Below are 23755 nucleotides of genomic sequence, written 5' to 3'. Positions count from 1 at the left end.
AGTGCGGATAATATACAACATAAATGAGGATCACAAGATCTTTAAAGATCGTTGAATTTGAGTAGGTATAGGTTTGGGAGTAGTCGGCTCAAGATAGGCAATTATCTAGAGCCTAGGTGTTCAGCGTACCCATCAGTGATATTGGCATCATCAGCACTGTAAGCCTACGACTTTAGTCCGGTAGGAGAGTGCCCAGTCCAATTTTTGAATGCTCGACTGAATGCGCTCGAGTCTGAAAAGCCAAGTTCGTGAGCTACATAGGTAATATTGCCGTCGTTCTGATTCAGTAACGTCATGCTCAGTTCAAGTCGGTATTTATCGAACAAACGACGAAAGCTCACACCTTGTTGTTTAAGCTTACGATTCAGGGTTCGAGGGCTGATGTGAAGATTGTTCGCCACGCTATCTAGGTTGGTGTCTTTCACCGCGAGCACTTTGAACGTTTCATTCACTTTGTAGATCAGGTTAGTTTTTAATGTTTTTTCCATCTGTTGATCGGCGATTCGTACTAGCTCTGCATGAAAGTCAGCTTGGAATTGGCGAGGTTTCGTTTGGACAAGGTTGTTAGGAAAAAGGAGGTAGCGGGCTGGGAAGCCTTCCTTCATCTCTACATTAAAGACACGCTCATAGATGCTCAAGAACTCATCACCGATGGTGTTCTTGTGGATGTGAATGGCGAGCTTTTGATTCGGCGCATTAAGGTATCTGCGAACGAGCTTGATCATAATACTGAAATAGAGCCCCAAGCTGATGTGTGTCATCAGTGTGGTTTCGTCAATGTACTCGGGTGTGACGCCCCAAAGCTCAATTTCGCCACTCTCTGTTTCACGACTGAATATTTTCAGTAGCGGATGTATATGAATGGAGTAGCGACTCAGCAGTTGGCAAAAGCTGGCGAGATCTGGCGCGGTGAGCATGGCCATTACCGGCGCGCCCATTTCAAGCTCATCGAAGTAGCGAGCCGATTCATCAAATAAGTCGATCAGCTCATGATCAAAATGTTGGTAGATATTGTTGATGGCGGTTTGAAGCTGATAAGCCGAGATCGATTCGGCGGAGCAAAGTTGTTTATAGGCCTCTGTTCCCGACCAGATGTCGCTGCTGTCTCCAATTCTAGCCTGAATAGCAGAATCTAAAGTTTTAAACCAGAATATGGGCAATTGAGTACTGAAACTTTCCACCATAACTCCCTGTTATTACTGGTGATTGAAGAGTGTTCTTCTCGTTAATATGCCCAAATTAAAGGATTTGTTTACGGGTTACAAGCAATGAAACTCTCAGTTCAACTTTAGAATTTGTAATCAACACCTACTGAAATCACGTATTGCGATGATTGGTAATACTCAATATTCGAATTTGTTGTCTTGGCGCCAAGTAGTGATACCAAAGACCAGTTTTTTGTACCAAAGATATTGGTGTATTCATAAGCAACGAAGGCGCCAAAGTCTTTGTCTTCACGAGTCTCATTAAAGATTGGGTTCTCTTTATCATAGCTGCGTTTTGCTGCATTGAGTGTAAAAGCAAGGCCATGATTCCCAAATCTTTTCGCTAGGTTGATTTCCGCGCCAAGGCTCAAGAACGATAGTGCATCACCCTCAGAGTCTGATGAGAAAACATTCATTGAAGGTGTGAGAATGCCAGAGCCATCTTTCAATAAATACTGGTAACCAGACTTGAGATAAAAATATTTTCGTTCTCGAATCATTAGTGCGCGTTCTTCTTCAGTTAAACCAAGGCCCTTTAGGCCGGTGTTTTCTTTTTTAACGTCGGACTCACCAGAGGCGACATCGAGATTAAAGTTCGAGCCCATTATTCTTGAAAGCTGCATTCGAACGACATTACCGGTGAGGTCGGTTTCTTTTCTATTTGAGTCAACGGCATAAGGGTCATCCCATACTTCACCTGATATCAGAGTTGGTAAGATAGAAAATTCAACCACCATACCGTTCTCGACTTGCTGCCTATATCCAATTTCAAATGCCAACGTACCTGTGATGATGTCGTCTCTTGAGGTACCTAAGAAAAACTGTTTGTGATTCAAAGCGCCAAAGGTGTATTGCATTGAACCCAAAACAGCGACCATTCCCTCTGCTTCGGTATTACCCGACGACATTAAATCGGCTTGAGATTGATGATTGCTTTGCCCAACATCTAGGTTGCTTGAGTTTGCGGTGAAGCCTGTTAAGAAGGTCATGTTGCCACTGAAGCCTTCGCTTGGTGCTAGAGCTGCGTATGAGTAAGGTGCAAGCGTCAGACTCGCCAAAAATAGGAAAATAATATGTTTCATCAATAGACTCGTACTTGAATGATTTTCTAAATTGAACTGCTTCGAAAGTGAATTGCTTGTTAAAGCGCAATCGGGGCCTTTCTGTTTGCCCAAGGTTTGGCGTTTTCTAGTTGATAGGCCAATTCAAATAACAGGCGGTCGTTGCCCCTTGCTGCAGAAAAGTGGCTACCGACGGGAAGGTTCTGCTTGTTCCAATACAAGGGAACCGACATTGCCGGATTACCTGCCACGTTTTCGATTGGTGTATAAGACATTAATTTCTCTGAACGTGCCCATATCTCTTTGCCTGAGTGCGTTTGTTGGTCGAAATATTCAATATCTAAAGGAACATGGTTTGCACAAGGAGTCAGCCATACGTCGATGTCTTTAAAGAATTCTCGGTTGTGACTGAGTGCGAAATTTCGGCATCGCTCTTGAGAGTCGGTATACAAGCTAGGAGCGGCTTTCAAGCGCGCTTGCATCGTACGAGCTAAATAGACGATGTTATCGCTTACTTTGTCGGGCATCGATTCTAGCGGCATGCCTAGGCGGTCGAACTGCTCAGCAAAGCTTGCCATCTTGTTGCCAAATACGCCCATGTAGTTGTGCATGAATACATCGCCATCTTGTATCGGTTGATCAACTTCGATAACGATATGCCCAAGATTTTCGAGCAAAGAGACCGTAGAACGAATAGCTGCGAGCGTATCTTCATCGGGAAGCCTGCCGTGGATATCTTTGAGGGTGACGCCAATTTTTACCTGACGGTTAAGAGAAGCATTAACCATTCCTATGGGAGTTCGAGGAAAAGGCGTCTCAAAGTCATTTTTTGTATGATGCTCTGTGACTGATACAGCCAAAGCTGCATCACGAACGGTTCTCGACATAAACGATTGATGAGTAAAATCTTCGTTTGTTGAGCCGTCAGTTAGCCCTGAAATCAAAGATTCTCGACTTGGCTTAAAGCCAAAAATACCTGTCGCTGAAGCGGGCATGCGCGAAGAGCCGCCACCATCAGTGGAATGCACTAATGGTACATAGCCAGCAGCAATCGCCGCTGCGCCACCACCAGTCGATGAGTGAACACCTCGGCTTAGATCCCATGGGTTACGCGTCGCGCCATAAAGGGGATTCTGTGTGCAGCCTAGTGCCATCATCTCGGGGATATTCGTCATACCAATGGTGTTGAGCCCTGCATTCTGTGTTGCACGAATAAACCAAGAGGTAGCGTTGGGCTTTCTACCTTGGTTTAGCTTCGATCCCATGGTGCATTCAAGCCCGACAACATCAACGCAGTCTTTCGCTAAGAAAGGCACGCCTGCAAAAGGGGAGTTCGGGTTAAATGAGTTGGCACGCTCTAGCGCTAAGTCAAAGCACTCAGAAACAACCGCATTTACTTGATCGTTTGTCTGGCGAATTTTATAGATGGCTTCTTGTACGAATTCTTTTGGCGAGGCTTTTTTGTCTCTTATCAGATTTGCCATCTCAGTCGCATCCAGTGGCGAGTCAACGGTTTGGTGATCTGAAGGCAAATTTGTTGGTGAAGTTGGCGTTGCATTCGCTAAGGTCGGCAGAGAGAGAGCCGCAGCAGAAACAGCACCTTTCCCCATAACTTTGAAAAAATCTCTGCGTTTTAATTCATTGATAGTCATCGTTTCTATCCCAAGTTAGAAAGTCACTATCCTTGTTTCGAAACCTAGCTCGCTAGGCTTAGCGTCACTCCGTGTGCTTATTTATGGGATTAGAATAAAGATTAGCGTGTTGGCTTGCAGTGCAAATACCGCCAATGTTCATACCATTCACGCCAACTGGTTTGTCGGGTTATGTATAGGGAGAGGTTATCGCTCAGCTGTTAACCAAAAGCTGGACAAGTCTTCAAACAGAGCGTCATTGTCTAAAATACTGAGATGGTTTTCGTTGTAACCGCGAATTTGGTCGGCATTCAATTGAGCGGGGCGCGACAACTGGCTTGATAAATTGATGACGCCATCGCTACTGTTGGTATTAAATAGATCGCCCGAGTTATAACCAAAGGCCAAAAAGTGGGTATACATAAACAAACAGCATGAGTTTAATAGTAGCAATAAAACAACGCTTAATAAAAAGGCAAGCAAGCGACTAAAAAGTTCGCTTGCCTGCCTTTGAGTTTTAGTTACTCAGTGAGTAACTCTTGAACGCTAAAGCGTGTTTTTGTACACCTTACCGTCTTTCATGATGACTTTCTTAGCATCATCATTCATTACACACTCAACGCCTGCCAGTGGGTTGCCATCGATAATCAATAGATCGGCATACGCGCCTTCAACGATCTGACCTAACTTGCCTTCTTGGTATGGGTGTTGGTAAGTCGACATCTCGAACAAGCGTCCACAGTTTGATGTCGCCATGCGAAGTGCTGTGATGGTGTCGAATGTTTTCTCAATCGCACCAAGTTCATTCAATTGTGTAGCATGAACGTTGGTTTCACCCACGCAGTCAGTGCCAAAAGCAATGTTCTGAATATCGTATTTCTTAATCAGTTCCGCCGATTTGAACATGGCTTTACCTACGCGTTCTGTCTTTCGGTATGTCTCTTCGTTCGGCAGTGGGATTTTGCGTTCTGCAATCAATGAAGAGGTAAAGTAAGACGGAATCACCCAAATGCCTTTCTCTTTGATGATCTCGGCAATGTCGTCATCCATAATTGTCGCGTGTTCGAAAGACATCACGCCCGCTTCGGCTGCTCGGCGCATCGCATCAGAGGTGTGGATGTGCGCGGCAACATAAGTGCCATAATCAGAAGCGGCATCAACCGCGGCTTTCATTTCTTCTGATGTGAATTGCAACGTGTCTAGTGGGTCGAACGTTGAAGATGCACCGCCACCTGCCATGATCTTGATTTGAGAAGCGCCCATAAACAACTGTTCACGCACGGCTTTTAATACTTCTGAACGACCATCAGCAATTTTCATGGCACCTAGCTTCATCATTGGTGAATCTTCGTGACCGTTTGCCAAACGTTCTTGTGCTTGGTTCTGACGGTAATCGGAGTGACCACAGGTTTGAGATATAGCGGCCATTGAAGGAAGAATTCGTGGGCCAGTTGCGTAACCGTTATCGATACTTTTCTTTAGGCCAAGCGTGTTACCCGCCACATCACGAATAGTCGTAAAACCGCGCATCAACATCTCTTCTGAAATCTTTGCTGAGCGAATCGCCACTTCTTCACGGGTCATTGTATCAATGACATTAAAAGAGGCAGAGAGCGTGATATGAACGTGCGCATCAATCAGGCCTGGCATGACCGTGCCGCCTTGAGCATCAATAATTTCATCGGCTAACGTTGAATCAATCTCGCCAATCTGAGTGATCAAGTTATCTTCGATGAGGATTGATACGTTCTCGATTAAGTTGCTATCAACACCGTTAAATACGTTCGCGTTAGTGATTAGCTTTTTCATAGTCTGCACCTTTTGGAAATGAGTGTGTGTCGCTGATGGAGTCATAATATGGGGCGCAGCATTTGAAGAATGGCCATTTGGTGACAAGCAATAACGAGACTTATCTTTTGGTGCTTTTCTATATTTCTAAGTTTTTCCTATTCGAACGTTCAGGTGTATTTCAAATCGTCGTCACCTTGTTTTGAGAGTCAATTTACCGAACTGTAACCGGCTCTGAAACGGAAGGCTTAAGGAAAATACTGAATGAGTTCATTGGCTTATGAATTGAACGTTAAATTGACAATATCTTATAAAATGTTAAATCGGTGTCAGTATTTTGGGGCTCTGACATTGGTCTGAAATTTAAGTTCGTTCTATGAGGCAACATCCTTACATCAAGAAAAATATATGGTTAAGGATTAACTCATGAAAAAACAAAATATCTCGGCAGTCGCCCTTTTAGCACTGATTATTACAGGTTGTGGCGGAGAAAGTTCGTCAGGAGGTGACAGTACAACTTCTAACAACGCTAATGCTCCAAGTAATCCAAGTAATCCAAGTAATCCCGACTCATCATCTACCTCTCAGCAGCCTGACATTAAAGCTCTTAGCAACAATATGATTTTTGCTATCGAAGGCTTTGTCGATACAACGGCTCCGATCAGAAATTATTCTTCTATTTCCGTTAAAAATGAACTGCCTGCATTCAAAGGTGGGGATACTCAGAAGGTTGATGTGGATATCGCGGTACCAACGATCGTTATCGATAATGGCAGTAACTTTGTTAACGATTGGCACTGTTATGAAACCGCAGGGTTAAGGGCGCAAAGGAAAAGTCATCAGTTACTTGTGGACGGTACAATTTCTGAATATCGATACGATATGCAAAGCAACGCTTGTTCTAGTGAGCTCTTGGGATCGTATGTGTTTAATGATGTGGTGTTCGACAGTTCGTTGGAATTTAAAACCGTTGGCAGCGTAGTTTCCAAAGATGAGAACGGAGTGGAGTCTAATCTACCCACTTACGATTTTATCGCTCAAGCTTATGGAGAGCAGTCAAAAGAGCGGTTCGGTGATTCTTGGGAATTATTACAGCGCGACAAAATTAATGCAGCAGCTAAGGAGGTTGGGGCTTCGATCTTTGAATTGAACACTTCATCTGGAAAGATCGATTTGGATCTAGGTCAGCTTAATAGCGACACTCTTATCGATTTCGCTTCACTAGATACAAATCAATTATTGAATGGTGCGATTTGGGGGATGCCCGGTCAAGGCGTTGCCGATGAAAAATGGTGCCGAATTGTGAACATTCCGGAAGATTTAAGCCAGAACAGTATCAAGTACCAATCTGTTATCTCGACAAATTGTGCGAGGTCGGCACAACGTTATTGTGATGCCTTTGGTTCATCGTTTTCGAGTGGTAACTACCCACCAGCAGCTCCTATCGCTTGGGATAGTAACACGGCGAGTAATGCCCAATTGAACTCTGATGAGCAGTACCGAAGAGATGCTCAAGGTCACTTTGTTGTGAACAGTTCTGGTCAGAATGCGTTTGTCCTCTCATCCAATTCGGTTGTGATTCCTATTTTTGGTTACACCAGTCCGCGAAGTGATGGGCAAGTTAACAAAGCCGGTCTTAATAGTTGGGCTGGTCACGAAGGTCACTGCCAAAACGTGATGAATAGCCGACACACAAAGATGGGGATTGGATACAAAGTCAGTAAGTCAGATACATCGAAGATGTCTTATTGGACGCAAGATTTCAACTAACACACTCATTGCTTAAATATGGGTCATCCATTTAGCGTCTCTATTCTTTCTTTAGTTGGTAGTGGCAGGTTACTCGGTAGTGGAAGGTTACTTGGGAGTAGCAAATTACTCGAGAGTGGCACTTTGCTCGATAGTGCCATTTTACTTTACAGTGATACGTGGTCGATCAGGATTATTGAAGGTGGAGGTGCGAAGACATTATGACGATTCATTTGTGTTGTGAATGATTTTGAGTGGTGTCATGAAATGGTAAGTTTTGCTTCTATTCGAACGCTAAGATGTATTTCAAATCAAGGCTACTTATCAAATTAGAGAGAGACAGAATGACTAAATCAGACAAAGTTTACGGGTTCAACACACCACAACGCCTATTTGTAGGTTACACGTTAGCCGTGCTGGTGGACTTAGTCGTGCTTAACTTTTTCGATGAGTACTGGGACTTCGTCAATATTGAATCTTTTACTATTTCTTTGATAGCGGCGTTGTTACTGCAGTTATTGTTGAAGCTCTCTATTGGCTTAGAACACAAGGTAGCGGATTACTTCAAACAGAAATCTGGAACGGCACCTAAGGTGTATCGAGCGCTGTCGACATACATTATTCTTGTTGGCTCAAAATTTGTCATGCTAGAAGCGATAAACCTTATGTTCGGTGACAAGGTGAGCTTCACAGGCCCTTGGGGCGGTGTAGTTGCGTTCTTCGCTGTGGTATTTACGATTCTGGTTGCTGAAGTGATTGTGTCAAAAATCTACTTTGCTCTGGATGAAAAGCAAGAATCAAATGAGAAAGCACTAAAAGAGCCCAACGCGTAACAGAACTAAAATACATATGTGAATAACAGACGAGCCAGCTGAATAAGCTGGCTCGTTTTCGTTTGTGTGGCGATAACCAATTCGCTCCGCTTATTGGCTTTATTTTCCGTAAACCACACCCCCTCTTAACACCGTCATCAACACCTGAGTCTTGGCTATTTGTCTTGCTGACACTGTGGTGATGTCCCGGTCGAGAATGGCGAAGTCCGCTGATTTCCCAACCTCAATAGAACCTGTTACGTCTTCTATTCCAAGACTTTTGGCTGCATTGAGCGTGTAAGCGTCGATAGCTGTGTAGATATCAGTTAGGCCTGTTTTGCCCATGATTAAGCTATTTGCGATGCCAACTAAGGGATTGATGTCGTGTACGTTCCAGTCACTGCTCAGGGTGATATTGGCATCGGTTTTGAGTATCGCGTCTAGGTTCATCATGGCTTTGGCGCGGCGAGCACCAAGGAAGTCTTCGGCCCATTGGTGTTGGTGCTTGGCTACGTAATCGGAACCGACTTGGAAATCCGCCGAGACATTGAGTTGCTTGAAGCGGGGCACATCTTCATCATTGATTAACTCTATGTGAGTTAGGGTGTAAGGTTTTTGCGAACCTTGTTTACGCACGCTTTCAATTGCATCAAGCGATTCACGAACGGCGCCATCACCAATAGCATGAATGTGAGCGCTAAAGCCGATTTTATCGAGCGCGGTGAGCCACTCTCTCATCTGTGCTGGTGGAATATAGTTTAGGCCATTGGGAGATTGTGGCAGATAGGTATCTAAATAGGGCGCGAGTGTTTTTGCTGTACCGTTAATGAAGATGCCATCGCTGTACATTTTTACCTGATCGACAAGCAGCAAGCGGTTTTTGTCATCGGAATACATCTCCTCAAAGACTTCTAATTGAGAGGGAATCGCCATTGATGGGTAAACCCAAGGGCGCAATGACACGCGAGCAGTCAAATCTTGGTTTTGCTCGGCTTCTAGCCAAACGTCATACCAACCTCGTTTCCAATACATCCGGCCGTCACCAATGGTGGTAATGCCGTGCGCAGCGACTTCTTCAAGCCCGAACATTAACCCTTGATAGCTTTGTTCAAATAGCTCGCTTTGGCTGTTCCACGCCATCTCCATAATTTGGTCGCCAGCGTTGTCTAGTAAGATGCCGTTAAGCTTGCCGCTGTCTTGGTATTTTAAATAAGCGCCACCTTGTGGAGCAGGAGATTGTTGGCTGATTCTGGCTATTTTTAAGGCTTTTGAGTTGACCCACATCGAGTGAGAGGTTTGCTCCATAAGCACCACGGGGCGATCAGGGAAGATGCTGTCGATGATCTCAAGTGGTGTGTATTCAGAGTCGCTGTCGAGTGTTGACTCAAGAGAAAAACCATAACCCATCAGCCAACCTCTGCCATTGGTCTCGGCGTTGATTTTACAGGCTTCTAAGTAAGGGGTTTGTTCTTCGAGTGTGGCTTCAGAATCCAGTTCGCAATTACCACCCAACTCTGAGGCGGCTTCAAAAACATGGTTATGGTTATCAATGAACCCCGGCAAAACAAAGGCATTTTCTAAGTCGATGACATCGGTATTTTTCCCTTGAAAAGCTTTTGCTTGCGAGTTGTCACCGATGAAGATGATCTTGCCTTTATGGGTAACGATCGAGTCTGATTCGCGATGCCCATATATGTCGGCATTGGTAAAGATCTGGTCTGCGGTTAGGCTTTGAGAAAAAGCCGATGGCACAGTGACTAGGCTAGCGAATAATGCAATCCATGCAGTGCGTGGCAAAGTGAGCTTATTGTTCATTATTATTTATTCCATGTTCCACTGTTTGGTAAGTATAGAAAGCGAGTGGCCAGTGTGAAACTCTACATGAATGACAAATAAAAGCCGCGCCTAATCAATAAATTGTGGCTTGAACAAATCTTCAATCACAACTCTTTTCTTAGGCTTTCACACAGATCTTTTCTGTATTCGTCATAAGAGTTATAGCCATAGAGTTTCCAAGTGTGATCACCCTTAATGTTGTGGTTGTAGGTGATCTCGCCTATCCACTGCTGACGTGTGGCAAGAATCATATCGCGAATTTTTAATAATAAAGTGTCCATAGTTGCTCTCCTGATTAAGTTCACCTGAAGTATATTTAGCGGTGACAACCGGATGAGTATCGTTAGCGCAATGTTCAATACTTTTCAGTCAATGTACTCATCTGAATGGTTTGATGCGTATACTTTCAATATTAAAACGTCACTGAGCATCGCAATGAAAGGTTACTTGGAAAAAGTGCCACAACGAATTGGTACATCATGGCGCTATAAGAAAATCGTCGAGAACGGTAAAAGCTATGGTTGGCACCGACATGAAGAGTACGAGATCGCGATTCATCGTCACTTTACTGGCCATAGCTTTATTGGGCATCACCAAAGCGATGTGTTTCACAACCACATGATCTTGGTTGGGCCAGATTTACCTCATGCCATCTATTCGGACGAGAGCACTGATGATTCGCAAATATGTGAAACGCACGTAGTTTGGTTTCGCAAAGATTGGATAGAGCAATTGATAGCGTGCTGTCGAGAGCTCGAACCGTTACGTGCATTGCTAGAGGAATCAAAGAAAGGGCTTCAGTTTTCACCCGCTACTGCAGAGAAAGCGACGGAATTGTTGAACAAGGTGATGAACCAGTCGCCACATCAACAACTGCTTACCTTGTTCTCTTTGTTTGCACTTTTGCTTGAGGATCAAGAGGTAGTGCAGTTGATTAACCCTGTCTTCAACTCGGATGATGAAGATGAAGTCAGCGATAAGTTGGACAAGGTTGAAGCTTTCTTGGTGAACAATTTTAATCACGACATCTCGGTTAATGACTTAGCCAAGCATCTCTACATTAGTGAGAGTAGCGTTAGGCGCTTATTTCAAAAGCACTACAACGAGAGTTTTAGTCAAAGGCTAAAGAAAATTAGGCTCAATGTGGCGTGTGATTTATTGATTAATACTTCACTGCCAGTGAATCTGATTTTGGAGAAAGTGGGATACGACAACCAAGCCAACTTTAATCGCCAGTTTAAATCGTATAAGCAGGTGACTCCGACTCAATATCGAATAGCAATGAAACACCATTGATTCATTCACAGACTAAACAATTCACATAAGATTCTGAATAAATTACAGTTAGGTGAACTTTAAAAATGGATTTAACGTATTACCAAGGATGTAAGTTTATGTTTTCACAAGGCTTACTCTCATTACTAATAAAAAAAAGCCGAGGTTAGGATGAAAAAAATATTATTGCTGCTTAGTGTGATTCTATTGGGTGGTTGCGTGGGCATGCCTGAAACAGTAAAGCCCGTTCAACAATTTGAATTGGAACGATACTTAGGAAAATGGTACGAAGTGGCTCGTTTAGACCATTCGTTTGAGCGTGGCTTAGACAACATCAGTGCCGAATACAGCTTGCGTGATGATGGTGGCGTTAAGGTAATTAACCGCGGCTATTCGGCTGAAGATGGCGAATGGAACGAGGCGGAAGGCAAAGCGTATTTTGTGGAAGGCAGCGAACAAGGCTATTTGAAAGTGTCTTTCTTTGGCCCTTTCTACGGCGCTTATGTGGTGTTTGAGTTGGATAAAGAGAACTACCAATACGCGTTTGTTTCGGGCCCAGATACTGACTACTTGTGGTTACTTTCAAGAACACCAGAGGTTGCGCCAGAAGTGATGGAGAAGTTCAAAGCGATGTCTAAAGAGCGTGGCTTCAATACTGATGAATTGATTTACGTTGAGCACAGCAAATAAGCTGAGCGCGCGAAGTTAACGACAGTTGATTGAGAAAAAGGAACAGATGAAGAGTGCACCTGTTCCCTTTTTATTGGTTTCGTGTTTTGTATGAACTAGCCTTGTCGACGAACCTGCAACACGCTGAGCACCGATAGTGAAAGGAAGAACGCAGGATCACTCCAGCCGAAGCCAACAAAAATGCCTGTAAACGCGGCATACAGGGTGATGATGACACCCAGCATGTTGGCCACAACCAAACCTTGGATGAGCTTTTTGGCACTGACTCCGGGCTCAATATCTCGCAATAACCAGCTTATCGCGGCGATACCACCAAGGAAGATACTGGTGTGTTGAGATAGAAAGTAAGCGTACTTATCATTAATTTCCACGCCGTACATGGGCCACATCACCGTTGGTAGAAAAAACAGTGCGATGGCAAACCCTGCGTAAATGATGCCGTGTAGGCTTAAAAACGTTTTATTGTTCATGTTGTATCTCTCTATCTCGTGCCTTTTGCTGTTTCTATTTTCATTTCAATCGCTTTGTTTTCATTCAGCGGACGAACGACTTAACTAGTCGTTGATTGGGCCTTTGTTAATGGTAGTTAAAGGCTGATTAACGTCAAAAATTACACCACGTACTTCGTCGACGCCCATCTGTTTAAGGCGAGCGCTATGCATCGCTAGGTACGTCTCTGCACTGAGTTGGTCTTCAAAAAGATAGACACCACCGCCCAGTTTTTCAGCTTCGTTCTCTGTCCAGATTTTCCAGATCATACCCGGTTCGTTGTTAATAGACTTTGCTAGGTCAACGAGTGCGTTCGACATATCTTCACCAAATGGGCCGCTAAATTCAAAATCGACTTGTAATAATTTCATGGTTATTTCTCCAAACAGTTACTTGGTATTGTGCTGAGACTCATGGTCATTGCGCAAAACATAGGAGGCTTGATTGCCTGTTGAAATAGATATTACCTGTAAAAAAAAGACAGAAAAGTTCATAATATAGTCATTAACTGTCAGGATTTTAGACCAATGAGATTAAAAACCACCCTCGATCAGTGGCAAACCCTTTACGAGATTGACCGCGCAGGCAGTATTCAGGCAGCGGCATTGCAATTGAACAAGAGTCACACCACGCTGATCTATGCGCTGAGAAAGTTGGAAGATCAATTGGGTGTCTCTTTGGTTCAGGTCGAAGGTCGTCGGGCGGTGCTGTCGGAAGACGGAAAGTCACTGCTGCGCCGAGCGAGTAGCATGCTGGAACAAGCCAGAGAGTTGGAGTTGATCAGTGAACAACTGGCGAAAGGTGTAGAGTCTGAAATTGTGGTTGCGGTTGATCACTTGTGCTGTCTTGAGCGTCTTTATCAACCGATGGCTACATTTTTGACGGAGAACAACACCACATCGATACAAGTGATAGAAACATCACTTTCTAAAACAACGGAAATGGTGACTCAAGAACTGGCTGATGTGGCTATCATCAACTTGCCTATTACTAATTACTCAGCCGAAGCCTTTGGTTTTACGATGATGGAACCTGTCGTTGCTTGCTCACACCCGTTAGCTAGCATGTCATCCATATCGCTTAATCAGCTGTCGTCTCTTCCACAAATTGTGGTGAGAGATTTAGGTGCTCAAGCTAGTCAAGGCAGTAAAAAACAAGGTGAGAAAAAGGATGTAGGGTGGTTGAAGTCGAGTCAGCGTATTACGGTGGATAATTTCGACCATGCGTTTGGCGCGGTAGGGCAGGGTGTGGGCTATTGCCGATTGCCTAAGCACATTGTTGAAAGTCGAGGAAGTGACAAGCTCACTGTGTTGAATGTCGAAAATGGCAGTGGGTATCACGTTCCGCTGCACCTGACTTTGCCAAAAGGAGCCAAGACTGGCCCTGCTGCTAATCGTTTCTATGAACTGCTTCTTGAATCAGCCCAGAATGCGGACTAGGTGCTATGAGAAACTTAGCTATGGGCTATTAACGAGGCTGATTGCCGTTTAAGAATAGCGCGACACATTCGCGAGTGTAGTGAAGTCTTTCTTCTTCAGATTCTCCGCTATCGTGTCCGAAGAATCCCCAATACGCTGACTTACCATGGAACATAAGCAGCAGTTGTCTGGCTGCAATGACTGGCGAGCTTGATGTCGACAGTGTGAGATCACCAGAATCTATTTTCGACTGCAAATAATCAGCAAGTAACTTGGTGGTTTTCTGAGGGCCAGTTTCTAAATAGATAGAGGCGATCTCTGGATGCGTATTCGCTTGGCTAATGGCATTTTGAAAGGTTTGTCTAGATTGTTCATCAAGTAATAAATCCTGAAACTTCACACCAAATTTCACCAACTCATCACCCACCGCAGCATCCATATCAAAGGCAGCAGGACTGAGTTCTCGCTCCGCACACTTGGTTTGCATGCAGGTTTCGAAAAGTTCGTCTTTGTTTTTAAAGTGAGAGTAGACCGTTTGCTTGGAAACGTTCGCTGCTTTGGCTATCTGATCCATATTGATCTTGAAGCCATGTTCAGAGAAAAGTTGGCTTGCTGCGGTTAAGATCTGCGATCTCTTCTGTTCACTCTTGATGATTTTAGTCACGTGCTTGCTTCTCGTTACTTAGTGTTGTCTCGTTACCTAGTTTGTCTCGTTGCTTGGTGCCTGTTGGTGCTCAGTTCTATGTGTCTCGTTTTACGCTAAGCATTATGCTTTTTGTGATGGTTTTATCAATCATTAACGATGAAACTTATTTTTAACATAATCAAACTAGACAGTCTAGTTTGATTTGGTTAGTCTAAAAAAAGAACATAATTGAGTACCGCATAGGAACAGTACGTATGTATAAATTGATGAAGGGAAGCGCAGTGGCAGTGGCGTTGTCGGCTTTTCTTGTTGGATGTGGTGAAAAGGAACAAGCCCAAGAGTCGGTTGATTCAACCGCTGAAACGGCATCGAGCGTCCAAACCATTTTAACCGTGGAAACGATGGCCTTGGCGCTGTCTTCCTCTTATGCAGTACAACGCGAATATGTCGGTGTGGTTAAGGCGGGTCAACAGGCTAATTTAGGTTTCGAACTGGCGGGCAAAGTAAACGAGATTCTGGTGGATGTCGGTGACACAGTCACAACGGGTCAGCCGTTGATTCGATTGGATACCCAACTTTTGGAAACTGAATCTAGTCAGTTGAAAGCTCAAGCTGAAGAAGTCAAAGCTCAGTTGAGCCTTGTTGCAGCGAACCTTAAACGTCAGCGTTCATTGAAAGCTAAAGGCTTCAGTGCTGAGGCGGAAATTGACTCGCTAACCAGTGAGCAACGCGTATTGCAGGCGAACTTGCTGCGTATTGATGCCTCGGTAAAAGGCAATCAATTGAAGCTGGTGAAATCGACAGTTCGTGCGCCATATTCAGGGACCATCGCAACACGCTTTGTCTCGCTTGGAGATGTAGTGAATGTAGGGAATCCGACTCTTACACTGCTTGCCTCTGAAGGGAAAGAAGCCTTTATCGGTATTCCTGCCCATCAAATGAAAAAGGTTACTTCACTTTCCGCACCAAGTATTCGCGTCGGGCGAGATGAATTCGCTGTGAGCCTGTTGAATCCGGGCGCAATGGTTGACACACAGTCTCGCAGTGTCGGTTTACGTTACTTGTTTCCTGAACAATCGTCGGTGTTAGAAGGGCAACTTGCCTATCTGAAATTTGATGAGCAGATTGATGACCAAGGCTACTGGGTGCCATTAACGGGTTTGATTGACGGCCTACGCGGTGTGTGGAACATCTTTGTGATTGGTGAAGACAACAAAGTTGAGCGCCGAAGTGTTCAAGTGTTGTTTGCCAACAATCAACAAGCGTACGTGAGTGGGGCGATTGAAGACGGTGAACAAGTGATTGCCAGTGGTTTACATCGTTTAGTTCCCGGACAAACCGTGAAGCCAGCAAGCGTTACTGCTGAATAGGGAATAGCATGAAAATCATAGAGACTATTTCCAACACTCGGCTGCTTATCTTAATGACCGCACTGCTGATGGTGAGTGGTATTTCTGCGTTCATGACGTTGCCACGTGCAGAAGATCCGGTGATCATCAACCGTTACGCGAACATTACTACCAGTTTCCCCGGCGCCAGTGCCGAGCGTGTTGAAACCTTGGTAACAGAAGTTATCGAGAACAAGCTCCGCGAGTTAAGTGAGGTTAAACTCGTGAGCTCGACGTCAAGGCCGGGCGTGTCTATTGTCACCTTAGAATTGAATGACACCATCACCGAACCTGAGCCGGTTTGGTCTCAAGCTCGCGACAAGCTATCTGACATCGAATCCATTTTGCCTGCAGGCTCTCACTCTCCTGATCTCGACAGCGACCATACCTATGCTTTTACCACGATTACGGCGCTAACTTGGTCTGGTGCCGGCGAGCCTGACCGATTAACGTTGGGGCGCTATGCCAAAGAACTCGCTAAGCGATTACGAACCTTGTCGGGAACTGAATTCGTTGATGAATACGGGATGCCGCAAGAAGAGATTCAAATCAGCTTGCGTACTGCCGATGCAGCGGCGTTAGGGCGCTCAAGTGCCAATATTGCTGAGTCGCTAGAAGGGGCAGACGCCAAGAACTCCGCCGGTGAGTTAGTGAGTGCTTATTCTCGCTTTGGCTTAGAAATTAAATCTGAACTCGATTCTATTGAACGCATTAAGCAAGTGCCAATAGCCACTGATAGCAATGGTCACATCATCCGTATGGAAGACATTGCTTCTGTGAAACGTGGTGAGAAAACCCCACAAGACCAGATTGCTATTATTGATGGTGAGCCGGGTGTGATTGTCGCGGCAAGAATGCATCCTGATCTGCGAGTTGATAATTGGACGTCGCGAGCTAATGCTCTGATTGGTAAATTTGAGCAAGAGTTACCAAGTAACGTTAAGGTGACAGTGCTGTTTAATCAGCAAGGTTATACCGAGACTCGCTTAGACGATTTAGGCAAAAGCTTGATGATCGGTTTTGGTCTGATCTTGATTGTGCTGTTCGTCACCTTGGGTGTTCGTGCTGCAATATTGGTGGCGATTTCTTTGCCGTTAACGTCACTGCTTACATTGTCGATCATGAAAATGACCGGTGTGCCGATTAACCAGATGTCGGTGACGGGCTTAATTGTGGCGCTTGGGATCATGGTCGATAACGCGGTGGTAATGGTTGATACCATTCAAGCTTATCGTTTGAAAGGGCAACAACGAGCGGAAGCGACCATGAACGCATTGAAGCATTTATGGGTTCCGTTACTGGGCTCGACACTCACCACTGTCCTAGCCTTTGCACCGATTATTTTGATGCCTGGCGCATCGGGTGAGTTCGTGGGGGGAATTGCGATTACCGTTTCTTTCTCTTTGATCGGTTCTTACATTATTTCACATACCCTAATTGCGGGCTTGGCGACTAAGTTACTGCCGAAACAACTCAGTGATGTTGATAAGAAAGGTCAGCACCATTGGTACATGACCGGTTTGAGAATTCCGGCTTTGACGCGTTGGTTCTCGTCTTCTGTCCGCTTTGGTGTGACGCATCCAATCATCACGATTGCTCTGGTGTTGTTGGTACCGTTTACTGGTTATTGGAGTATGTCTCAGCTGACTGAGCAATTCTTCCCACCATCAGATCGAGACATGTTTGAGATTCAGGTGTACATGCCGCCGCAAGCGAGTGTTTATGCGACGAAGAATACCTCTGAGAAAATAGACGACATCATTCATCGTTACCCTGAAGTAGAACGTATCGATTGGCTGGTGGGCGCTAATTTCCCATCGTTCTATTACAATCTACAAGCTAGACAAAACAACGCGCCGTACTTCTCGCAAGCCATGGTGAAAACAGAAAACTTTGATCAAGCCAATGCGCTAATTCCTGAACTTCAAAAGGTGCTAGATAAAGAAGTACCACAGGCGCAGATCTTGGTGCGTAAACTGAACCAAGGGCCTCCATTTACCGCGCCAGTAGAACTGCGTGTGTATGGTGAAAACCTCGATACGCTGAAAGCGATTGGTGAGGATGTGCGCTTGATTCTGGCGGGTGTGCCTCATGTGACTCACACAAGGGAAACACTGCAACCGGGTACGCCTAAGGTGTGGTTGAAGGTCGATGAAGACACTGCGAAACTTAACGGTATTTCGCTCAATCAGTTCGCAGGTATGTTGCAAACTACGCTGACTGGTCGTGAAAGCGGCTCTGTGATAGAGGGCAGTGAATCGGTGCCAATTCGTGTTCGTGTCGCGGATGACGCGCGTGAAAACTTAGCGCATTTAAGCAATATCCGTTTGCCGATAAGCTCTGAGGTCTACTCGACGGGCATCAATGTGTCGACTCTGGCAGAGCTGGAATTGACGACTAGTCGTGGTGCGATTACTCGTCGTAACGGGCAGCGTGTGAATACCATCGAGGGTTACATTGAAGCGGGTGTCTTACCTCAAACTGTCCTTAATGAATTCCAAAAACGCTTAGCAAGCTATGAGATGCCATCGGGTTACACGATTGGTTTTGGTGGCGAATCCGCTGAACGAGACAATTCAGTCAATAGCCTGATATCGAATGTCGCCGTTGTGGTGGTATTGATGGTGTTGGTGGTGGTGATGTCGTTCAACTCGTTCCGAATGAGTAGCATCATCTTCATGGTAGCAGGACTGGCTGGTGGGTTAGGGCTGTTGTCGGTGTGGATTTTCGGTTATCCGTTCGGCTTTACGGTGATCATCGCGATGCTCGGGATTGCGGGCTTAGCGATTAACGCCGCCATCGTGATTCTGACGGAATTGAAACTTGATAAGCAAGCCTCATCAGGCAATGTGGATGCGGTTGTTGAGGCAGTGATGTCGTGTACTCGCCATATCAGCTCAACCACGATTACAACCGTTGGTGGCTTTATGCCGTTGATTATTGCTGGTGGCGGTTTCTGGCCTCCTTTTGCGGTCGCGATTGTCGGCGGTACAGTATTAACCACCCTTATCTCGTTCTACTTTGTACCTGTGATTTATCACTTGATGACTCGAAATCAGCGAAAAACCATCGCAACTCAAGCGGCATAACTGTTTTTCAATTTAACTACTCTTCAATTTAGCTACTCTTTAATTGCCCATAATCGAGCCGTATCAGGCTCGATTATGGTGTTGTTATTCTCGATAAATTCATCCCAATTCCTACCTTTTTGTTGTGCTTTTCACCGCTATTACACTCTCAATTAGTCAAATTATCCTTTCTGTGAGCCACAATATTCTTTCTGTTAGTCATTATATTCTTTCAATTCGTCACATTAGTGCATCGATGAATGCTTGATTATCTTGTTGGTGAATGAGTGGGTGTTTTGAATAATCTAACCTGTGAATACCTTGTAAATGGTATGTGAATTCACAATTTTGACGGGCGTCACACTTCTATTCATTCGCTCTTTCTAATGTACCTTGAACTTGCCCCGAGCTTTGGTGGTGAGCGAGTGTTGATCTACTTTTTCTAAATCCCTTGTCAGTACTGGTTCCATCTGTGTAGCACGCTATTAATGTGTGTCTTGATCGCTTACTGCTTCTTAGTTTTCGTCTTCATAAATGGAAGGTTAGTTTCCAAGTTTGTTTGGTGAGCTTTCAATTTCAACTCTTCATAATGCGCCAAATGTAACAATGTATTTCAAAGTGTAACAATTAAGTCATGTTTTCTGTGTGGTTTTAACTCAGCAGTAACGAGCCTTATTGCATTGCTTTTTGAGATGCGGCGTTTCACATGCTCAACACATAAATATTCTAATGATCATGACAACCAGTACTCAGACGTTCGTTCTGAGACTGGATAACCATCGAGAAAGTTAATGGAAGCTTCAAGATATAAACGCATTTTATCGAGGACAAATTTGTCGAAGATTGGTTTGCTGGGAACCGTTCTGATGCTCGAAGGATGTAACTCCGCATTGCTCGACCCAAAAGGTAGCGTTGGCGTTCAGGAAAAAGAGCTGATTATCACGGCTCTGTTGCTGATGTTGATTGTCGTCATCCCAGTGATTCTGATGACCATCTACTTTGCTTACCGATACCGCGAGAGCAATACCACGGAAGAGTATGCACCTGACTGGGCACACTCAACCAAGATCGAAGTGGTGGTATGGACGATTCCAATCATCATTATTGCGATTCTGGCCACCATCACTTGGCGAACAACACACGAACTGGAGCCTTCCAAGCCTCTGGAGAGTAACGTTAAGCCGATGGTGATCGAAGTGGTCTCTCTGGACTGGAAGTGGCTGTTCATCTATCCGGAGCAAAACATTGCGACGGTTAACTATGTTGCGTTCCCGAAAGATGTACCGGTGACGTTTAAGCTAACTTCAGACAACATCATGAACGCGTTCTTTATCCCGCGTCTTGGTTCACAGATCTACGCGATGCCAGGAATGGTGACCAAGTTGAATTTGATTGCAAACCACGAAGGTGACTTCAAAGGCTTTGCATCGAACTACAGTGGAAAAGGGTTCTCACAGATGAAATTCACCGCATCAGCTCTGCCTGATCAAGTGGCGTTTTTAAACTGGGTGGAGAAAGTGAAAGCAAGTCCTGATCGTATTGAAGATTGGGAGCAGTTCCGTTCATTGGCCGCGCCAAGTGTGGCTGAACCTGTGACTCTGTTTTCTAGTATTCCACCATTTTTATTCACTGATGTCGTGACCCAGCACCCTGGTTCAATGAACTGTTTGCCGGAAACCCAAGGATAATCGTCATGTTTGGAAGATTAACTCTAGACTCAATTCCCTACCACGAACCCATTATTTTGATCACCTTAACCACGATCGCTTTAGTGGGTAGTTTAGTGGTGTATGCGGTAACAAAAGCCGGTAAGTGGCAATACCTATGGAATGAATGGTTTACGTCTGTAGACCACAAAAAACTAGGCTTCATGTACATTGCGGTCGCGATGGTGATGTTAGTTCGTGGCTTCGCCGATGCGGTGATGATGCGCAGTCAGCAATTGCTTTCTGCAGCTGGTGAGACTGGCTATTTACCGCCACATCACTACGACCAAATCTTCACGGCTCACGGCGTGATCATGATTTTCTTCGTCGCGATGCCACTGGTTATCGGTTTGATGAACATCATCGTACCGCTGCAAATTGGCGCTCGTGATGTTGCATTCCCTTATCTGAATAACTTGAGCTTCTGGCTGTTTGTGGTGGGTATTATCTTAACCAACATGTCGCTTGGCTTGGGTGAGTTTGGCCGCACGGGTTGGTTGGCGTATCCGCCGTTGTCTGGCATTGAGGCGAGCCCGGGAGTCGGGGTCGATTATTGGATATGGGCACTGCAAATATCCGGTGTGGGTACCACGTTAACGGGTGTGAACTTCTTCGCGACTATTTTGCGCATGCGTACTCCATCTATGCCAATGATGAAGATGCCAGTGTTCACTTGGGCATCTCTGTGTGCCAACATCCTGATCATCATCTCTTTCCCAATCCTAACGGTCACCATCGCGTTACTGACTTTGGATAGATACATCGGCACGCACTTCTTCACCAATGACCTTGGTGGCAACGTGATGATGTATGTGAACTTGATTTGGGCATGGGGACACCCTGAGGTGTACATCCTAATCTTGCCTATCTTCGGTGTGTTCTCTGAAGTGACTGCAACCTTCTCTCGCAAAAAACTGTTTGGTTATACCTCGTTGGTATGGGCGACGGTGGCTATCACTATTTTAGCGTTTGTGGTTTGGCTGCATCACTTCTTCACCATGGGTTCTGGCGCCAATGTGAATGCCTTCTTCGGCATCGCGACCATGATTATCTCTATCCCAACCGGGGTTAAGATCTTCAACTGGCTATTCACCATGTACAAAGGTCGTATCCGCTTTACCACACCAATGATGTGGACGGTCGGTTTCCTAATCACCTTTACTGTAGGTGGTATGACGGGCGTATTGATGGCGGTACCGGGGGCAGATTTCATTCTGCATAACTCGGTATTCCTGATTGCGCACTTCCACAACGTAATCATCGGTGGCGTGGTCTTCGGCTGTTTTGCTGCAATTGGTTACTGGTTCCCGAAAGCGACCGGATTCACTCTGAACGAGCTTTGGGGAAAACGCGCATTCTACTGCTGGATCATCGGTTTCTTGATGGCGTTCTTGCCGCTTTACGCTCTGGGCTTTATGGGCATGACGCGTCGTTTGAGCCAAGACATCAATCCTGAATTCTTCCCTCTACTTGCGGTTGCGGCTGCAGGTACGGGCGTGATTGCAATGGGTGTGGTGTGTCAGTTCGTTCAGGTTTACGTGAGTGTTCGTGACCGCGACCAAAACCGAGATCTAACCGGTGATCCATGGGGTGGACGTACATTCGAATGGGCAACGTCTTCACCACCGCCGTTCTACAACTTTGCAAAACTGCCTAAGGGCGATGAGATCGATTCGTTCTGGTATCAAAAGCAAAGTGGCGAGTTTGATCCAACTCAGGAAGAAGAATACGAACGTATTCACATGCCGAAGAATACACCGACAGGTATTTATGTGTCTGCATGGGCGTTGGCATTTGGCTTCGCAATGATCTGGTACATCTGGTGGCTAGCGGCTGCAAGCTTAGTGGGCATCGTGGTGACGTGTATTCAACACAGCTACAACGACGATGTGGACTACTACGTGGAAGTTGAAGAGATCAAAGCGATTGAAGCGGCTCGACGTGCACAGCTTGCAGAAGCGAAAAAACAGTCAGTGAAAGGCGATCATTCTGGTCGTGGTAACAGCGCTGACAGTGATGCTGATAGTGGTAATAACGACAATAAAGATGACTTGGAGACGACGTATGCAAGCTAATACTCCGTCACACACTTATGATCTTGCAAATTCGCATGATCACCACCACGAAGCTGCGGGCAACAAGTTGTTTGGCTTCTGGGTTTACTTGATGAGTGACTGTGTCCTGTTTGCCACGCTTTTCGCGACTTATGCCGTGCTTGAGAGTGGATCGATTGCAGGGCCGACAGGTAAAGACATCTTTGAACTGCCGTTCGTGTTTGTCGAAACCATGATGCTGCTGTTCAGTAGTATCACATTCGGTTTTGGCATGATTGCGATGAAGCGCAAAGACGTGACCGGACTGAAGCGCTGGATCAAAGTGACTTTCGTATTGGGCTTAGCCTTTATCTGTATGGAAGTGTATGAGTTCCATCATTTGATTGCAGAAGGTTATGGCCCTCAAGAAAGTGCATTCCTTTCTGCATTCTTTACCTTGGTTGGCACACACGGTTTGCACGTAACGTTTGGCCTGATTTGGATGGCGGTGGCGTACCACCAACTTTCAACCAAAGGCTTGAACGACAACATGTCGATGCGCTTCCAGTGCTTGAGCTTGTTCTGGCACTTCCTTGATATCGTTTGGATTTGTGTATTTACCATCGTGTACTTAATGGGGGTGATGTAATGGAACAGCATCTAGACAGTGGTGCAACGGATTATGTGAAAGGCTTTATTGCGTCACTGATTCTCACCATTATTCCGTTCTACATCGTGTGGGCGCATGTGTTACCAAGCACAGAAACGTACGTGATCTTGTTCGGCTGCGCGTTGGTGCAAATTTTTGTGCACTTTAAGTACTTCTTACATATGGAAGCAAAATCTTCCGATGGACGTTGGAACTTGGTGTCACTGATGTTTACCGCCATTGTTGTATTGATTCTTATCGCTGGCTCGGTATGGATCATCTACAACATGAACGTCAACATGAAGTTGTAG

At 45.3% G+C, this 23755-nt stretch carries 20 protein-coding genes and 1 pseudogene; 11 read left to right on the top strand and 10 right to left on the bottom strand.

Translation table 11 applies throughout. From position 1 onward, the window contains the following. Positions 1-164: 164 nt before the first annotated feature. The 5 genes and pseudogenes from AC3CHU_RS10975 to AC3CHU_RS10955 all read right to left on the bottom strand — a co-directional run bounded on the left by AC3CHU_RS10975 (position 165) and on the right by AC3CHU_RS10955 (position 5706). Complete coding sequence (locus AC3CHU_RS10975) at positions 165-1184, bottom strand: helix-turn-helix domain-containing protein (protein ID WP_488524551.1); 1020 nt, start codon at positions 1182-1184, stop codon at positions 165-167. A 104-nt stretch (positions 1185-1288) separates the two neighbouring features. Then, positions 1289-2287, bottom strand: a complete 999-nt coding sequence (locus AC3CHU_RS10970; protein ID WP_488524550.1) for a DUF2860 family protein — start codon at positions 2285-2287, stop codon at positions 1289-1291. Positions 2288-2346: 59 nt separating this feature from the next. Further along, on the bottom strand, positions 2347-3918 hold the full coding sequence (locus tag AC3CHU_RS10965) for an amidase (protein WP_171311283.1): 1572 nt from the start codon (positions 3916-3918) through the stop codon (positions 2347-2349). A 186-nt stretch (positions 3919-4104) separates the two neighbouring features. Next, a pseudogene (locus tag AC3CHU_RS10960) lies at positions 4105-4311 on the bottom strand (alpha/beta fold hydrolase); the annotation flags it as partial. Positions 4312-4443: 132 nt separating this feature from the next. Then, positions 4444-5706: a metal-dependent hydrolase family protein gene (locus AC3CHU_RS10955; RefSeq protein WP_488524549.1), complete on the bottom strand. Its 1263-nt coding sequence runs from the start codon at positions 5704-5706 to the stop codon at positions 4444-4446. Positions 5707-6111: 405 nt separating this feature from the next. Between AC3CHU_RS10955 and AC3CHU_RS10950 the strand changes: the two genes are divergently transcribed. Next, positions 6112-7455 carry a CAP domain-containing protein gene (locus AC3CHU_RS10950; protein ID WP_488524548.1) on the top strand — a complete coding sequence of 448 codons (1344 nt, stop codon included), beginning with the start codon at positions 6112-6114 and terminating at the stop codon, positions 7453-7455. A gap of 323 nt (positions 7456-7778) precedes the next feature. After that, entirely contained in the window at positions 7779-8267 is a 489-nt protein-coding gene (locus tag AC3CHU_RS10945; RefSeq protein ID WP_010439759.1) for a hypothetical protein, read from the top strand. 99 nt (positions 8268-8366) lie between these two features. Here the strand turns inward: AC3CHU_RS10945 and AC3CHU_RS10940 are convergent, their stop codons facing one another. Beyond that, the gene (locus AC3CHU_RS10940; protein WP_488524547.1) at positions 8367-10061 is read right to left on the bottom strand and encodes an amidohydrolase; all 1695 of its coding nucleotides are present in this window, start codon (positions 10059-10061) and stop codon (positions 8367-8369) included. 125 nt (positions 10062-10186) lie between these two features. Next, positions 10187-10363: a hypothetical protein gene (locus AC3CHU_RS10935; protein ID WP_171329314.1), complete on the bottom strand. Its 177-nt coding sequence runs from the start codon at positions 10361-10363 to the stop codon at positions 10187-10189. Between the two features lie 52 nt (positions 10364-10415). On the opposite strand from AC3CHU_RS10935, the gene AC3CHU_RS10930 reads away from it, so the two are divergent. Together AC3CHU_RS10930 and AC3CHU_RS10925 are read left to right on the top strand one after the other, a co-directional pair. Beyond that, positions 10416-11378 carry a helix-turn-helix transcriptional regulator gene (locus tag AC3CHU_RS10930; RefSeq protein WP_488524546.1) on the top strand — a complete coding sequence of 321 codons (963 nt, stop codon included), beginning with the start codon at positions 10416-10418 and terminating at the stop codon, positions 11376-11378. A 150-nt stretch (positions 11379-11528) separates the two neighbouring features. Next, positions 11529-12047: a lipocalin family protein gene (locus tag AC3CHU_RS10925; RefSeq protein ID WP_488524545.1), complete on the top strand. Its 519-nt coding sequence runs from the start codon at positions 11529-11531 to the stop codon at positions 12045-12047. Positions 12048-12142: 95 nt separating this feature from the next. Here AC3CHU_RS10925 and AC3CHU_RS10920 read toward each other — a convergent pair whose 3' ends face one another. Beyond that, positions 12143-12517 (bottom strand): hypothetical protein, encoded by a 375-nt coding sequence (locus AC3CHU_RS10920; protein WP_488524544.1) that lies wholly within the window; start codon positions 12515-12517, stop codon positions 12143-12145. Between the two features lie 84 nt (positions 12518-12601). Further along, positions 12602-12907 carry a monooxygenase gene (locus AC3CHU_RS10915; RefSeq protein WP_488524543.1) on the bottom strand — a complete coding sequence of 102 codons (306 nt, stop codon included), beginning with the start codon at positions 12905-12907 and terminating at the stop codon, positions 12602-12604. A gap of 156 nt (positions 12908-13063) precedes the next feature. On the opposite strand from AC3CHU_RS10915, the gene AC3CHU_RS10910 reads away from it, so the two are divergent. Beyond that, on the top strand, positions 13064-13975 hold the full coding sequence (locus AC3CHU_RS10910; protein WP_016791090.1) for a LysR family transcriptional regulator: 912 nt from the start codon (positions 13064-13066) through the stop codon (positions 13973-13975). A gap of 28 nt (positions 13976-14003) precedes the next feature. Here the strand turns inward: AC3CHU_RS10910 and AC3CHU_RS10905 are convergent, their stop codons facing one another. Then, positions 14004-14618, bottom strand: coding sequence for a TetR/AcrR family transcriptional regulator (locus AC3CHU_RS10905; RefSeq protein WP_004736309.1), 615 nt, complete (start codon positions 14616-14618; stop codon positions 14004-14006). Between the two features lie 236 nt (positions 14619-14854). Here AC3CHU_RS10905 and AC3CHU_RS10900 point away from each other — a divergent pair, with 236 nt between their 5' ends. The 6 genes from AC3CHU_RS10900 (at position 14855) to cyoD (ending at position 23755) form a co-directional block, all read left to right on the top strand. Then, a complete protein-coding gene (locus AC3CHU_RS10900) occupies positions 14855-15970 on the top strand; it encodes an efflux RND transporter periplasmic adaptor subunit (protein WP_054541070.1) in 1116 nt (371 codons plus the stop codon). An 8-nt stretch (positions 15971-15978) separates the two neighbouring features. After that, positions 15979-19077 carry an efflux RND transporter permease subunit gene (locus AC3CHU_RS10895; RefSeq protein ID WP_488524542.1) on the top strand — a complete coding sequence of 1033 codons (3099 nt, stop codon included), beginning with the start codon at positions 15979-15981 and terminating at the stop codon, positions 19075-19077. 770 nt (positions 19078-19847) lie between these two features. Beyond that, entirely contained in the window at positions 19848-20744 is an 897-nt protein-coding gene (gene cyoA / locus AC3CHU_RS10890; protein WP_488524541.1) for a ubiquinol oxidase subunit II, read from the top strand. Between the two features lie 5 nt (positions 20745-20749). Continuing rightward, entirely contained in the window at positions 20750-22837 is a 2088-nt protein-coding gene (cyoB, locus tag AC3CHU_RS10885) for a cytochrome o ubiquinol oxidase subunit I (RefSeq protein WP_488524540.1), read from the top strand. Further along, positions 22827-23444, top strand: coding sequence for a cytochrome o ubiquinol oxidase subunit III (gene cyoC, locus AC3CHU_RS10880; RefSeq protein ID WP_488524539.1), 618 nt, complete (start codon positions 22827-22829; stop codon positions 23442-23444). Before cyoB ends, cyoC begins: the two co-directional genes overlap by 11 nt. Further along, positions 23444-23755, top strand: coding sequence for a cytochrome o ubiquinol oxidase subunit IV (gene cyoD / locus AC3CHU_RS10875; RefSeq protein ID WP_004736302.1), 312 nt, complete (start codon positions 23444-23446; stop codon positions 23753-23755). Before cyoC ends, cyoD begins: the two co-directional genes overlap by 1 nt.

Source organism: Vibrio sp. QJM3NY_39 (genome assembly GCF_057785895.1).
Note: the sequence above shows the minus strand (reverse complement) of the source record. Positions and strands in the feature narration are given on the sequence as shown.